This is a genomic window from Pseudomonas sp. PDM01 (assembly GCF_014852325.1).
GTDB lineage: Bacteria > Pseudomonadota > Gammaproteobacteria > Pseudomonadales > Pseudomonadaceae > Aquipseudomonas > Aquipseudomonas migulae.
Genome location: NZ_JACVBK010000001.1, coordinates 679,469 through 693,406 on the forward strand (window position 1 = coordinate 679,469; position 13,938 = coordinate 693,406).

General features: G+C 60.7%; 10 protein-coding genes. 2 read left to right on the top strand and 8 right to left on the bottom strand.

Going from position 1 to position 13,938, the window contains the following annotated elements; all coding sequences use genetic code 11:
• Nucleotides 1-321: 321 nt before the first annotated feature.
• The 8 genes from IB246_RS03150 to IB246_RS03185 form a co-directional block, all read right to left on the bottom strand.
• Nucleotides 322-1,470 (bottom strand): MalY/PatB family protein, encoded by a 1,149-nt coding sequence (locus IB246_RS03150; RefSeq protein ID WP_008041480.1) that lies wholly within the window; start codon nt 1,468-1,470, stop codon nt 322-324.
• 104 nt (nt 1,471-1,574) lie between these two features.
• Nucleotides 1,575-2,894 (bottom strand): OprD family porin, encoded by a 1,320-nt coding sequence (locus IB246_RS03155; RefSeq protein ID WP_008041482.1) that lies wholly within the window; start codon nt 2,892-2,894, stop codon nt 1,575-1,577.
• 55 nt (nt 2,895-2,949) lie between these two features.
• Complete coding sequence (locus IB246_RS03160) at nt 2,950-3,603, bottom strand: hydrolase (RefSeq protein WP_008041483.1); 654 nt, start codon at nt 3,601-3,603, stop codon at nt 2,950-2,952.
• Nucleotides 3,604-3,789: 186 nt separating this feature from the next.
• The gene (locus IB246_RS03165; RefSeq protein WP_008041484.1) at nt 3,790-5,058 is read right to left on the bottom strand and encodes an OprD family porin; all 1,269 of its coding nucleotides are present in this window, start codon (nt 5,056-5,058) and stop codon (nt 3,790-3,792) included.
• A gap of 127 nt (nt 5,059-5,185) precedes the next feature.
• Nucleotides 5,186-6,958 (bottom strand): acyl-CoA dehydrogenase C-terminal domain-containing protein, encoded by a 1,773-nt coding sequence (locus IB246_RS03170; RefSeq protein WP_008041485.1) that lies wholly within the window; start codon nt 6,956-6,958, stop codon nt 5,186-5,188.
• Nucleotides 6,959-7,018: 60 nt separating this feature from the next.
• Nucleotides 7,019-8,680: a cation acetate symporter gene (locus IB246_RS03175; RefSeq protein WP_008041486.1), complete on the bottom strand. Its 1,662-nt coding sequence runs from the start codon at nt 8,678-8,680 to the stop codon at nt 7,019-7,021.
• Nucleotides 8,680-9,006 carry a DUF485 domain-containing protein gene (locus IB246_RS03180; RefSeq protein WP_008041492.1) on the bottom strand — a complete coding sequence of 109 codons (327 nt, stop codon included), beginning with the start codon at nt 9,004-9,006 and terminating at the stop codon, nt 8,680-8,682. The genes IB246_RS03175 and IB246_RS03180 overlap by 1 nt, the downstream gene beginning before the upstream one ends.
• Nucleotides 9,007-9,128: 122 nt before the next feature.
• Complete coding sequence (locus IB246_RS03185; protein WP_008041494.1) at nt 9,129-10,751, bottom strand: acyl-CoA synthetase; 1,623 nt, start codon at nt 10,749-10,751, stop codon at nt 9,129-9,131.
• Between the two features lie 230 nt (nt 10,752-10,981).
• Here IB246_RS03185 and IB246_RS03190 point away from each other — a divergent pair, with 230 nt between their 5' ends.
• Together IB246_RS03190 and IB246_RS03195 are read left to right on the top strand one after the other, a co-directional pair.
• Nucleotides 10,982-13,258: a PAS domain S-box protein gene (locus IB246_RS03190; protein WP_008041495.1), complete on the top strand. Its 2,277-nt coding sequence runs from the start codon at nt 10,982-10,984 to the stop codon at nt 13,256-13,258.
• 4 nt (nt 13,259-13,262) lie between these two features.
• Nucleotides 13,263-13,898 carry a response regulator transcription factor gene (locus IB246_RS03195; RefSeq protein WP_008026356.1) on the top strand — a complete coding sequence of 212 codons (636 nt, stop codon included), beginning with the start codon at nt 13,263-13,265 and terminating at the stop codon, nt 13,896-13,898.
• The last annotated feature ends 40 nt before the right edge of the window (nt 13,899-13,938 follow it).

A 13,938-nucleotide genomic window follows, 5' to 3' on the forward strand; every position in this document is an offset into this window, starting at 1 on the left:
GCTTGCCGGCGATTGGCCCCTGAGTCCTGCGCTGACCTTGCGGACGTCATCGCTAGCAAGCCAGCTCCTACAAGGTACGAGGTGGCTGGCAGTGATTTGTGTCGCGACAAAATCCTGTAGGAGCCGGCTTGCCGGCGATTGGCCCCTGAGCCCTGCGCTGACCTTTCGGACGTCATCGCCGGCAAGCCAGCTCCTACAAGGTGCGAGGTGGCTGGCAGTAATGTGTGCCGCGACAAAATCCTGTAGGAGCCGGCTTGCTGGCGATTGGCCCTTGAACCCTGCGGTGACCTTGCGGATGTCATCGCCGGCAAGGGGGGCTTGTTAGCGGTCGCGCAAACTGCGCTCCATCCGTGCGATGCCTTCCTCCAGCAACGCACGCGGGCAGCCGAAGTTCAGGCGTACGAACTGTTGGCTGTCATCGCCGAAATCCAGGCCAGGGCTAAGCCCGACCTTCGCCTTTTCAAGGAAGAATTGCTGCGGGTTCTCCAACCCCAGCGCCGAGCAGTCGAGCCAGGCCAGGTAGGTACTCTGAGGCACATTCATGCTGATGCCGGGCAAGCGCGTGCGAACGGCATCCACCAGATAATCGCGGTTTCTTTGCAGGTAGTCCTTGAGCGCGGCCAGCCACGGCGCACCTTCGGTGTAAGCAACACGTGTCGCTTCCATGCCCAGCGGATTGACGCTGTCGACCATGCCGCAGCGCGCATGGTTGACGCGCTCGCGCAGGGCGCGGTCCTGAATGATCATGAACGAAGTCTTCAGGCCAGCGATGTTGTAGGCCTTGCTCGCCGACATCAGCGTGATGGTGCGCCGGGCGATTTCTGGGCTCAACGAGGCGGTTGGAATGTGTTGGCGGCCATCGAAGCACAGTTCGGCATGGATTTCGTCGGAAATGATCCAGGCGCCCTGCGCCACGCAGATATCGGCCACCGCTTGCAGCTCTTCCCTTGGGAACGCCTTGCCCAACGGGTTGTGCGGGTTGCTCAGCAGCAACGCACCGCCGCCTTCCAGCGACTGGCGCAAGGCCTGAAGCGGCGTGGCGTACGTGCCATCAGCCATCGCCTCGAAATTCAGTTCAACCTTGTTCAGCCCCCAATGCCCCGGTGCATGACGCAGCGGTGGGTAGTTGGGCGTTTGCACCACGACATTCTGTTGCGGCTGGACCAGCGCATTCAGGGCCATGTTGAAACCCGATTCCACGCCCGGCAGGAAAACCAGCTCCTGCGGCTCGACGCGCCAGGCGTACTTGTTCCAGAGGTCGGTCACGATGGCATTGCGCAAGTCATCCTGCGCCACGCTGTAGCCGAGCAACGGGTGTTCCAGACGTTTTTGCAGGGCCTGGATGATCACCGGTGGCGCGGCAAAATCCATGTCGGCAACCCACATCGGCAATACGTCGGCCGGGTAGCGGCTCCACTTGGTACTGCCGGTGTTGTGGCGGTCGAACACCTGATCAAAATCGAAGGTCATGCTCATTCTCATACAAGGCAGGGTTGTTTTCGGCGGTCATGATAAACGCCAACCCCTGTGGGAGCGAGCCTGCTTGAGAGTGCGAGCACGCCGGCTGACGATTATCAGAAACGGCCGAAACTCAGCGGGTATTCGATAACGACATAAACCCTGTCGATATCATCGCCCGCCTGGGCGCTGTTGGCCCGGTGCGAGACATGGGACAGTTGCAGCGACAAGCCCTTGGCCGATCCAGACTGCACGATGTAGCGCAAGTCAATGTCTCGCTCCCAATGCCGTCCACCATCACCTTGCAGCGGCCTGTACGCACCGACCGACTCATCGAACGGGTTGTAGGCGCCGCCCTTGGGTGCGTGCGTACCGTCGATCTGGCTGCCTGTGACATAACGGGTCATGAATTTCAGCCCGGGAACGCCATAGAGGCCCAGATCAAGGTCGTAGCGAGCTTGCCAGGACTGCTCGTGGGCACCGTTGAAGTCGGCGTATTTGATCGAGTTGGCGAGGTAGATTGAGTCGCCACCGACGAAATCGAACGGGGTATCGCCGTTGACCTTTTGATAGGCCAACGTGAAGGCGTGGGCATCGACGGTGTATTTGCCTGACAGGCTGAACGCTGTGTTGTCGATAGCACCGGCCAACGCCTGGCCTGTGTCCTGCGTGCGATAGAGATTGGCGTCGAGGAACCAGCCGGACTGTTTCAGGTGCAGATTGCCGTAGTACTGATGCCAGGTGTCGGTCAGCTCTGAAGCATAGAGGGCCGCGCCGAACGGACTTTGCGTAAACAGGTCGGCACCCAGAATAGAAATGCCGCCCGCTTCAGTGTTGGCGCCGTAGCCGTAAAAGTTGTCCTTGCCCGAAGCACCGTCCTGATTCTTGAACGCCGTGAAGTGGCCGGCGACCAGATTCATTCCCTCAATCTCGTGGCTGTTCACCAGAAAACCGCTGGCGTACTCGGGTTGCAGGCGTTTATCCGCGGTGTCGAACACCGGGGTTTCGACCATCATTTCACCGAAGGCCAACGTGGTTTTCGATGCCTTGATTTTCAACGCGCCGCCAGCACTGGAATAGTTGTCTTCGCTGCGACCGTCACTGTCCAGCGGCAATAACCCTGTCCCGGAATGGCCCTTGCCACCGTCCAGTTTCAATCCTAGAAACCCGTGGGCATCGAGTCCGAATCCGAGGGTGCCGGGGGTGAAACCGGATTCAAAAGAGCTGATAAAGCCCTGAGCCCACTCAGCTTTGTAGCTTTTGCCTGCCGGCGTCGGGGATCGATAGTCGTTGTTGAGATAGAAATTTCGGCTCAGCACTTCAAGCTTCGCGCCGGCCAGCAAGCCCTGCGATTCATCTGCCAGGACCATGCCTGATAACAGCGCCGGCAAACACAGGCACAACCCGCGACTGAGGTCTCGTGAGGAAAACGTCATCGATCAGTCCACCGCGAAGGGAAGCGGCTCCGGAACCCCGGAGCCGCGTTGTTACTTAATGACCTTCGGAGGCGCCGAACATGGTCTTGGCGTAGATCAGGCCCAGACCGTAAGAACCGCCGTTGGCAATCGAGGTTTTCACGGTTTCGTCGTAGGTCTCGGTACGTGCCCAGTCGCGCTGCAATTCAAGCAGGTATTGCAACGAAGTCATCGGCCGCGCGCCGATCTGGATCATGCGCTGCATCGCCATTTCATGGGCTTCGGTGGTGACGTCGCCACAGGCGTCGGCAATCACGTACACCTCAAAACCCTGGTCGATGGCCGACAGCGCCGGGCCGACGATGCACACGGAGGTCCACAGGCCGGCGAGGACGATTTTCTGTTTGCCGAACTTATTCACTTCAACGGCAATGCGCTCGTCTTCCCAGGTGTTCATGCTGGTGCGGTCGATGACGTTGTGTTCCGGGAACACCGATTTGATTTCGTCGAAGATCGGGCCGGAGAAGCTCTTTTCGGCAACGGTGGTGAGGATGGTCGAGACCTTGAAGCCGCGCGCCGCCTTGGCCACCAGCGCGGCATTGTTGCGCAGGGTCACGGCGTCGATCGACTTGGTCGCAAAGGACATTTGCGACTGGTGATCGATCATGATCAGCGTGTGGTCGGTTGGGGTCAGCAGGGTTTTGCCGGGTACTGCTTTTGCGATAGCCATGGCGATGTCCTTACGGGGTGAGTGAGGAGGCCATGGTGGCGTAGAGTCGGACGGGGATATTGAACCGATGTGCTGTGTTTTGACTTTCTTGCGGGGGAGGCTAGCCAGTTCCTACAGGATCGGGGTGTACGCCCCCCCCTGTAGGAGCCGGCTTGCTGGCGAATCGATGGTGGCCGTTATGCCGCCTTACCAGATCGGCAACGTGTAACTGACGATCAACCGGTTTTCATCCAGATCACTGCCAAAATTTGTCGAGCGCACTGTCGCATTGCGCCATTTCACTCCGACGTTTTTCAGCGGTCCGCTCTGCACGACATACCCGATATCGGTATCGCGCTCCCATTCCTTGCCTTCAGGGCGGTTGTTACCCAGGTCTATATCGGTACCGTTGATGTAGCGGGTCATGAACGTCAGGCCGGGAATGCCGAGGGCGGCAAAGTTGTAGTCGTAACGGGCCTGCCAGGATTTTTCGTCCTTGCTGGCAAAGTCGCCGATCTGGACGAAGTTCACCAGGAACGCATCGGTGCCATTGATGTAGGCATACCCGGTGTCGCCGCTCATGCCTTGATAGCCCAGGCCGAATGCATGCCCACCGAGGTTGTAGGTGAACATGGCGCCAATTGCCTTGTTGTCGACATTACTGCCGCCATCATCGATGGAGCGTGCGAACCGCAGATCAGTCTTCAACGATTGACCGACGGTGACCGGCAACACGTAGGTCAGGTTGACCAGGTGCTGGCTGTAGAAATTGTCGAGGTGGCCGTAGCTATAACCAGTGGCGAGGTTACTGGTCCATTTGTAGTTCAGGCTGGCGAAATCGAAGCTGTCGCTGTCCAAATGGCGGCTGGTGATGCCCTTGGCGCCGGTTCGGGTGATGCCCATGTCCTCATAGTCCGAGGAGTCGCGCTGGTTGACCTGCGTCAGCCGTCCGGCATCCACGGTCAGGCCTTCGACTTCCAGCGAAGTCAGTTGGCCGCCCTTGAAGGTTTGCGGCAACAGCCGTGAATCGTTGGCCAATACCGTCGGCAGCTTGGGCAGCAATGTGCCCAGTTTCAATGTGCTCTTGGATGCGCGCAGTTTGGCGGTCAGGCCCAGTTCACCGTATTCGTCCTGCGCGCCTTTGCGCGTGTCGCGATGGCGCTGGAGCAGGCCGGAGCCGGCGCGATCCGGGCTGGAGTCGAGTTTGACGCCTACCAGGCCGATCGCATCGAAACCGACCCCGATCAGCCCCTCGGTAAAGCCGGATTCGTAGCGCAACAGGAAGCCCTGCGCCCATTCCTCCTGTTTCGATTGCGCCGCGTTGGTCTGACGATAGTCACGGTTGAAGTAGAAGTTGCGTAGCTCAAGGCTGGCCTTGCTGTCCTTGATAAAGTCAGCAGCGGCGGGGGCCGAGAGGCTGATGACGCCGCCGGCCAGCAACAGTCGGGTAGCGAGAGTGCGGGTGTTGCGATCCATGTGAAGCCCCTTTGTTTTTATTATGAAATGACGGCTTGCGCGACCCTCGCCAACCGGGCGAGGGCTTACCAAGAAAAAACGCGAGCGCCGAAAAGAGAGGAGCGTGGCGCCGCGTGCGGTTCAATCGTTAGAACTGCTCGGCGCTCAGACCGAACAACGAGGCACTGCCGGCGCGAATCGATTGTTCGAGGCTCAAAATGCGCGGCAGCAGGCGATGGAAGTAGAAGTCGGCGGTGGCGATCTTCGCACCGTAAAAGCCTTCGTCGTCGCTTAGCTTTTGCCGGGCAACCTGCGCCATGCGCGCCCACAACCAGGCGTAGGCCACATACCCGAACAGATGCAAATACTCCACGGAAGCGGCGCCGACTTCGTTGCGGTTGGTCGCTGCCCGGTCCTGCAACCAGTCGCTCAGGTCTTCCAGGCGCTGCACGGCATCGAACAATTGCGCGCTGTGGGGCGCGTCAGGCTGGTGGGCGAAATGCCGAATCTGGCCGGTGAACTGACGCAACGCGAAACCGTTATCGGCCAGCACTTTGCGCCCGAGCAGGTCCAGCGCCTGAATGCCGTTGGTGCCTTCGTAGATCTGCGCGATGCGCACGTCGCGGACCAATTGTTCCTGGCCCCATTCGCGGATGTAGCCATGGCCACCGAACACTTGCTGGCCGTTGATGCAGCTCTCCAGACCGGTGTCGGTGAAGAAGGCCTTGGCAATCGGCGTCAGCAGCGCGACCAGGCTCTGGGCGCTCTCGCGTTCTTGCGCATCGTCGGAAAACTTCGCCAGATCGAGCTGCTGCCCGACATAACTGGCGAACGCGCGGCCACCTTCAGTCATGGCTTTCATGCTGAGCAGCATGCGGCGCACATCGGGGTGGACGATGATCGGATCGGCGACTTTGTCCGGGGCCACGGTGCCGGTCGGGGCGCGGCTCTGAATGCGTTCACGGGCGTAGGCCACCGCACTCTGATAGGACGCTTCGGCGCAGCCAATGCCCTGAATACCGATGGACAGGCGTTCGTAGTTCATCATGGTGAACATCGCTGCGAGGCCTTTGTTGGCTTCGCCCACCAGCCAGCCGCTGGCACCGTCGAAATTCATCACACAGGTGGCCGAGGCCTTGATGCCCATCTTGTGTTCGATCGAACCGCAACTTACGGCGTTGGCCGCGCCAAGGGAACCGTCGGCATTGACCAGCACTTTGGGCACCACAAACAGCGAGATGCCTTTTGGTCCGGCCGGCGCGTCGGGCAGTTTTGCCAACACCAGATGGACGATGTTTTCGGTCAGGTCCTGATCGCCGCCGGTGATGAATATCTTGCTGCCGCTGATGCTGAAACTGCCGTCCGCCCGAGGTTCGGCGCGAGTGCGGATGATCCCCAGGTCGGTGCCGGCATGGGCTTCGGTCAGGCACATGGAGCCGGCCCAGCGACCTTCATACATCGGCGGCAGGTACAGGTTTTTCAAGGTGTCGCTGGCGTGGGCATCCAGCGCCAGGCACGCACCGGAACTCAATGCCGAATACAGCGCGAAACTGGAATTAGCGCCGTAGAGCATTTCTTCAAACTGCACGGCGAGCATTTTCGGCATGCCCATGCCGCCGTACTCGGGATTACCGGACAGGCCGACCCAGCCACCCTCGATGTACGTGGCATAAGCCTGTTTGAAGCCGATGGGCGTGGTCACCTGACCTTCATGCCACTGTGCGCCTTCTTCGTCGCCGCTGCGGTTCAAGGGTGCGATCAGGTGCGCGGTGACTTTCCCCGCTTCCTCAAGGATCGCGTCGGCGATGCCGGCATCGATGTTGTCAGCCAGGGCAGGCAGGCGTGCCCACAGGGCCGGGGCGTCGAACACCTCATGCAGGACGAAGCGCAGATCGCGCAGGGGGGCTTTGAATTCGGGCATAACGTGAACCTCGACAGGACGGTTGTGCACGGCGCCGCAACCGGGCGCCGTGCCTTTCAATCAATGACTGGAAGCGCTGGCAGCACCGAGACCGGTCTGGGCGCGCACGAACTGGTCGGCGTAGGCGTCACGTTCCTTGTCGGCCCGCACACTGCGGTCGAGTCGGGACACGACGACAATCACCAGGAACGCCAGCGGCATGGAAAACAGTGCCGGGTGGTCGTACGGGAAGATGGCGTGAGCATGACCGAGCACGGTCACCCACACGGCCGGGGACAGGATCACTAGCACCAGCGCGCAGATCAGGCCGGCAAAACCGCCGATGATCGCGCCTTTGGTGGTCAGGCCTTTCCAGTACATGGCCATGATCAGTACCGGGAAGTTGGTCGAGGCGGCGATGCCGAAGGTCAGGCCGACCAGGAACGCGACGTTCATCTTCTCGAACAGAATGCCCAGCAGAATCGCGATGATGCCCAGGCCTACGGTGGCCATGCGGGTGACGCGCATTTCCTGTTTCTGGGTGGCGTTGCCTTTCTTGAAGACGGTGGCGTAGAGGTCGTGGGAAATCGCCGACGCACCGGCCAGGGCCAGCCCGGAGACCACCGCAAGGATGGTGGCGAACGCCACGGCCGAGAGGAACCCGAGGAACAGGTTGCCGCCTACCGCTTTGGCCAAGTGCATCGCGACCATGTTGCCGCCGCCAATCAAGGCGCCGCCCACTTCACCGTTGACGTAGTACTGCGGATCGGTGCCGATGATCACCATCGCGGCGAAGCCCAGGGTGCAGACCACGAGGAAGAAGAAACCGATGAAACCGGTGGCGTAGAACACCGATTTACGCGCTTCCCTGGCGTTGGGTACGGTGAAGAAGCGCATCAGAATGTGCGGCAGACCGGCAATGCCGAATACCAGGCCGAGAGACATTGACGCGGTGTTGATCGGGTCGGCGAGCATTGAGCCGGGGCCCATGATATTCCAGCCGCTGGCATGCGCTTCGACCGCTTTGGTGGCCAGGGTTTCGTAGCTGAAACCGAACTGCGACATGGCCATGCCCGCGAGAGTCGTGCCGCCGGCCAGCAGCAACACAGCCTTGATGATTTGCACCCAGGTCGTTGCGATCATGCCGCCGAAGATCACATACACCAGCATCAACGCGCCGACGATCACCACCGCTACCGGGTAGTCGAGGCCGAACAGCAATTTGATTAACTGGCCGGCACCGACCATCTGCACGATCAGGTAGCAACACACCACCGTCAACGAACCGAATGCAGCGAAGATCCGCACTTTGTTCTGGTCCAGTCGGTAGGAGACGATGTCGGCAAAGGTGTAGCGCCCCAGATTGCGCAGCCGCTCGGCCATCAGGAAGGTGATGATCGGCCAACCGACAAAGAAGCCGATGGTGTAGATGAAACCGTCGTAACCCTTGGCGAACACCAGGCTGGACAGCCCCAGCAGCGTAGCGGCGGACATGTAGTCGCCGGCAATCGCCAAGCCGTTCTGAAACCCGGTAATGCCACCGCCGGCAGTGTAGAAGTCCGAGGTGGATTTGGTCTGGCGCGCGGCCCACCAGGTGATGGCCAGCGTGCCGAGGACGAACACGAAGAACATGCCGATCGCATGCAGGTTCAGCGGTTGTTTTTCGATGGCACCCAACGCGGGTGCAGCGAATACAACGGAGGTCGGCAACAGGCAGGCTGCGGCGAGGATGAGTTTACGCATCACTTGCTCTCCTCAAGAATGGCCGAACCCAGCGCATCGAAGCGCGTGTTGGCGCTGTAGACGTACCAACCGGTCAGCAACCAGGAAAAAACAATGATCGCCGCGCCGACCGGCATCCCCAGGGTCAACATCCGGTGCTCGCCGAGCGGCGCGTGCAGCCATTGCGGGGCAAACGCCACCACGAACATGAACAGGTAATAAGTGCCCAGCACCGCAGCACTCAACGACCAGGCTAGGCGCGAGCGACTGCTGACCAGTTGCAGGAATTTCGGGTTGGTCCGAATACGTTCACAGCGTTGGGTATCGGTTGCATGGATGTCGATCATGATGCGCTCCACATTGTTGTTGTTATCGGTGTGTGGGGGCAGGGCAGGCCGAATTCGGCCTGCACGAGCCCGAGGCGGCAGGTAAGAGACCTGCCGCCTGATAGGTGAAACGTCGGTGAGGGTTAGAGGGCCTTGGCCCTGTCGCGCAGCACGTACTTCTGGATCTTGCCGGTGGATGTCTTCGGCAGCAGGGTGAAAATCACCGTGCGCGGGACTTTGAAACCGGCCAGATGCTCGCGGCAGAAACTGATGATGTCGGCCTCGCGAACGTCCTGGTGATCAGCCTTCAAGGTGATGAAGGCGCAGGGCGTTTCGCCCCATTTTTCATCGGGGCGGGCGACCACGGCGGCTTCCATCACCCCCGGATGGCGATAGAGCACGCCTTCGAGTTCGATGGTAGAAATGTTCTCGCCACCGGAAATGATGATGTCTTTGAGGCGATCTTTGATCTCGACATAACCGTCGGGGTGACACACCGCCAGGTCGCCAGTGTGAAACCAGCCACCCTCGAATGCTTCGGCGGTGGCCGTCGGGTTTTTCAGGTAGCCCTTCATCACGGTGTTGCCGCGCATGAACACTTCACCGATGGTCTGGCCATCGCGCGGGGTCGGTTCCAGCGTCTTCGAATCGCCGACCATCACACCTTCGAGCGTCGGGTAGCGCACGCCCTGACGGGATTTGATCTGCGCCCGTTCTTCCAGCGGCAGTTCGTCCCATTCGGCATGCCAGGCGCAGAGGGTCACCGGACCATAGGTTTCCGTCAGGCCGTACACGTGGGTGACTTTGATGCCCATTTCCTCCACGGCGCCGATGACTTTGGCCGGCGGCGCAGCACCGGCGACCATGGCGTTGACCGGGTGATCGATGGCCGCCTTCGCCGATTCCGGCATGTTGACCAGCGCGTTGAGCACGATCGGCGCGCCGCACAGGTGCGTGACCTGATGTTCGCGAATCAGCGTGAGGATTTTCTGCGGATCGACCCGGCGCAGGAACACGTGAACGCCAGCGAGCGCGGTGATGGTCCATGGGTAGCACCAGCCGTTGCAATGGAACATCGGCAGGGTCCAGAGGTACACCGGATGGTTGCCCATGGCCCAGGTCATCTGGTTGCCCAAGGCATTCAAATAAGCGCCGCGGTGGTGATAGACCACGCCTTTCGGATTGCCGGTGGTGCCGGAGGTGTAGTTCAGCGAGATGGCTTGCCACTCGTTGGCTGGCCATTGCCAGGCGAACGCCGGGTCGCCTTCGGCCAGCAACGCTTCATAGTCCAGATCGCTGACGGCCTGGCCTTCACCGTATTCCGGGTCGTTGACGTCGATGACCAGAGGCGGGTGATCAAGCATGCCGATGGCGGCGTGAATCACGTTATGGAATTCGCGGTCGGTGATCAGCACCTTGGCCTCGCCATGCTGGAGCATGAACGCAATGGCTTCAGCATCCAGGCGCACGTTAAGCGGGTTGAGCACGGCGCCGATCATCGGCACACCAAAATGCACTTCCAGCATTTCCGGGATATTGGGCAGCATCACCGCCACGGTGTCGTCTTTGCCGATGCCGCGACCAGCCAGCGCCGAGGCCAGGCGTCGGCAACGGGTGTAGGTCTGCGCCCAGGTACGGCGAATCGAGCCGTGGATGACGGCGGGGTAGTCGGGGTAAACATTGGCCGTGCGCTCAAGGAAGCTGAGCGGAGACAAGGCGATGTGATTGACAGCCGAAGGGCCTAGCCCTTGTTCATAGATCGACATGTGCGGTACTCGGTGGCTGATTGTTAGCTCTATCGGTGGCCTTTCAGCGTTGCCGCTGAGGTCACCTTTATATGTCCGGTGTGCTTTATATAACAATCCTCCATCGATATGGAAGTACAACCTATGGCGTATGGTATATGTACTATATTTGATTCGTGCTGAACTAAATGACTACCGTTAAATCGCCAAGGCCGGTATATCCTTGGCTTCCCCAACGAAGCGGACCCGTGATGACCCTGACTCCCGTTCGATTGCACAGCTGGTTGCGCCTGCAGCGTGAGGCCGTGCCTCTGGCCGCCCGGGCCGATGCGTTGTGCCGGGCCTTGCAGGATTGCCCTGAGGTGCGTCGCGCGGTTTACCTGAGTTGGCAACCCCAGGCGCGAATCTACAGCCATGAAGGTGCCGCCCAGCATTTTCCCCCGGGCCAGGGCGACCCTTCGCTGGCCAGCGATCAGTTGCTGTTCGAGCGTTTGCTGGAAGCCGGGCGCCTCGATCTGGCGCAAGTGCGGCAACTGGATTGCTGGTTGGCCGGTCGACTGCGCCGCGCCGCCATTAGCCATGGCCAAGTGTTCGATCTGGCGTTGACGCCTGGGCAGGCCGGGTTGTTGCTGGTGGAAGTCTGCGAAGGCGTCAGTTTCGACTGGCTGGGGTGGGTGCAGGATTTGCTCACGACTTTGCTCAGCAGCGTCAACGGCATGCTGCGTGGCTCGCCACTGTTGGGCCACGATCCGCAACCGAGCCTGTTGCTCGACGCGCAGGGACGGCCGCAGGAATTCAACGCGGCGTTGCTGGCGTTGCTGGCGGAAAAGCCGCTGAGCGACGTATTCGGTTTTCTGCCGGTCAACCATCGGGTACTGGTGCGCGCGTGTCTGGACCAGCAGCGTGCCATTGAAGGGGTCGAAGCCCAGCTCGAAACGCAGATTCTGATCTGGACATTCATTCCCGATCCCCAGGACAACCGTGTGCTCGCCCGTTGCCGCGACGCCACCGCGCAAGTGCTGGCCGAGCGCGAAGCGGCCCAGGCGCGGCGGTTGTACCGGCTGATCATCGAGAACACCACCGACTTGATTTCCCGGCACACACCGGACGGCTGTTTTCTCGATGCCTCCCCCGCGTCATGGACGTTGCTCGGCTACTGGCCGGAAGAACTGCGCGGGCAAATGGCCCAGGGCCTGTTCCATGGCCAGGACCTGGCCAGCCTGGTGCAGCGTGCCCGCGATGCGCTGGAGCAGGACGGTTATCACACCATGACCTATCGCATTCGCCATCGGAACGGGCATTACCTGTGGTTCGAAACCGCCAGTCGGGCGATTCGTGAAACCTATACCGGTACGGTGGTCGAGGTGGTCAGCGTCTCCCGGGACATTACTGCCAGAGTGCAGGCCGAAGAGAACAAGCGGCGCCTGGCCGAAGTCGTCGAGGTCAACACCGATCCGGTGCTGTTCATCGACCCCGAGGGGCAAGTCACTTACCTCAACCCGGCGGCACGCCGCATCCTCGGCATAGGCGAGCAACAGCCGATGCCGGTCCTGGCACAACTGTTCGCCAGCGCAGACCTGACGCGTCTGCAACGTGACGGCTGGAGCGGCGCCGAACGCGACGGCGTCTGGAGCACCGATGCGCGCTTGCAACCACCGGGCGGTGGCGCGTCGGTGCCGGTGTCGCTGGTGCTGTTGGCGCATCGCTCGGCCGGTGGCGAGCGCTACTATTCACTGGTGGCGCGGGACATGACCGAACGTGAATTGCGCGAAGTGCAGCAACGCCGCCATCAGGATGAACTGGCGCACACCGCGCGCCTGGTCACCCTCGGTGAACTGGCCTCGGGCATCGCCCACGAAATCAATCAGCCGCTGGCCGCGGTGGTCAATTACGCCAACGCCAGCCAGCGCTATTTGCAGACCGTGGATTCCAACCCCCAGGCGGCCGCCCGGGTTGCGCAAGGGCTGGAACGCATCACCCATCACGCCACGCACGCCTCGGAAGTGATCCGCCGTTTGCGCGCGTTTCTGCGCAAAGGCCAGCGCCGCATGCAGGCGCTGAACGTCACCGATGTTGCCCGCGAAGCCGTGCGTTTGTGTGCCTGGGAAGCGAGTAATTGCCAAGTGACAATCGAGGATCGTCTGCCGGATAATCTGCCGCCCGTTTATGCCGATCGAGTGTTGCTGGAACAAGTCCTGCTCAATCTGTTGCGCAATGCCATCGATGCCAACCGCGAACAACATCCCGGCCAGCCCTCGCTGATTATGATGACCGCCGGGCAGGGCAATGCCGCCACCGTGGACATCACGGTGCAGGACCAGGGGCCCGGCGTGAGCGAGCCCGAACTGGAGCAGATTTTTACCCCGTTCTATACCAGCAAGGCCGATGGCCTGGGGCTCGGTTTGTCCATGAGCCGCAGCATCATCGAAGGTTTCGGCGGCGAATTGCAGGCCCGCCGCCAACCGGTCGGGCTGCTGATGTGCTGTCGCTTGCCGCTTGCCGGTCCAACAAAACAACAACAGGAATAATGCAATGGCGGGTGTGACGGAGCACGTGGTGTATGTGGTCGATGACGATCAAGGCATGCTCGATTCAACGGTCTGGTTACTGGAATCAGTCGGCCTCAAGGCGTTGCCGTTTACCAGCGGTGTTGAGTTCCTCAATGCCTGCGATGCCAGCCTGGCAGCCTGTGTGCTGCTGGATGTACGCATGCCCGGCATGGGCGGCTTGAACGTGCAGGAAGAAATGCGATTGCGCGAATTGAACCTGCCAATCATCTTCGTCAGCGGTCACGCCGATGTGCCGATCGTGGTGCGTGCGTTCAAGGCCGGCGCTCACGACTTCATTGAAAAGCCCTACAACGAACAACTGCTGCTGGACAGCGTGCAACAGGCCCTGAGCACTTGCGCGACCCACCGTTCGGGTAATCAGGGGCATGAAGCGTTGCAGGCGCGTTTGCTCACGCTGACCCCACGGGAACGCGACGTCTTGTTGCCGCTGGTGCAGGGTTACACCACCCGCGAAATCGCCGAGCAACTGGGGGTGAGCGCAAAAACCGTCGACCTCTACCGCTCACGCGTAATGAAACGCATGCAGGCCAATACCCTGCCGGACCTGGTCGGCATGGCCATTGCCGCCGGAATGGTTGATCCATTGAAGTTGCGTTGAATCCACGCGTTTTCCGCCGAACGACTATGCTGGGCTAACC

Bases quoted from the DNA above. Each gene is read 5' to 3' on its own strand.
- IB246_RS03150 (WP_008041480.1), bottom strand. From the start codon at position 1,470: ATGACCTTCGATTTTGATCAGGTGTTCGACCGCCACAACACCGGCAGT.
- IB246_RS03180 (WP_008041492.1), bottom strand. From the start codon at position 9,006: ATGATCGACATCCATGCAACCGATACCCAACGCTGTGAACGTATTCGG.
- IB246_RS03195 (WP_008026356.1), top strand. From the start codon at position 13,263: ATGGCGGGTGTGACGGAGCACGTGGTGTATGTGGTCGATGACGATCAA.
- IB246_RS03165 (WP_008041484.1), bottom strand. From the start codon at position 5,058: ATGGATCGCAACACCCGCACTCTCGCTACCCGACTGTTGCTGGCCGGC.
- IB246_RS03155 (WP_008041482.1), bottom strand. From the start codon at position 2,894: ATGACGTTTTCCTCACGAGACCTCAGTCGCGGGTTGTGCCTGTGTTTG.
- IB246_RS03185 (WP_008041494.1), bottom strand. From the start codon at position 10,751: ATGTCGATCTATGAACAAGGGCTAGGCCCTTCGGCTGTCAATCACATC.
- IB246_RS03175 (WP_008041486.1), bottom strand. From the start codon at position 8,680: ATGCGTAAACTCATCCTCGCCGCAGCCTGCCTGTTGCCGACCTCCGTT.
- IB246_RS03160 (WP_008041483.1), bottom strand. From the start codon at position 3,603: ATGGCTATCGCAAAAGCAGTACCCGGCAAAACCCTGCTGACCCCAACC.
- IB246_RS03190 (WP_008041495.1), top strand. From the start codon at position 10,982: ATGACCCTGACTCCCGTTCGATTGCACAGCTGGTTGCGCCTGCAGCGT.
- IB246_RS03170 (WP_008041485.1), bottom strand. From the start codon at position 6,958: ATGCCCGAATTCAAAGCCCCCCTGCGCGATCTGCGCTTCGTCCTGCAT.